This is a genomic window from Pseudoalteromonas sp. S4741 (genome assembly GCF_005886135.1).
In the GTDB taxonomy this organism is placed as follows: domain Bacteria; phylum Pseudomonadota; class Gammaproteobacteria; order Enterobacterales; family Alteromonadaceae; genus Pseudoalteromonas; species Pseudoalteromonas tetraodonis.
Window position 1 is genome coordinate 1 of sequence record NZ_PNCN01000266.1, and the last position, 258, is coordinate 258.

The 258-nt window shown below is 44.6% G+C and carries 1 pseudogene; it reads right to left on the reverse strand.

The features are described from left to right. A pseudogene (locus CWC30_RS18100) lies at nt 1-258 on the reverse strand (hypothetical protein); the annotation flags it as partial.

Genomic DNA, 258 nt, shown 5'->3' on the forward strand with positions numbered 1-258 from the left:
CATGAGGAAGTTAGGAGCCTCTGGCACTGAGATACCTAGCCATTGCATAAACTCTATGGTTTTTGCACAAACACAAGGCGTAAAGGTCAATATAATCCGATTAGGAGTCAGGCCTTGTGCTTTGCATGTGCTCGCATAACTGGTTATTAGATCTATGGTTGCTTGTGCGATGTACACGGCGTGAGAGATAAAAAACAGACACCCTTGTGCTGTTTTTTCTATTAAGCGTTGGTGCTCTTTGCGCTTATTGGCATGGCG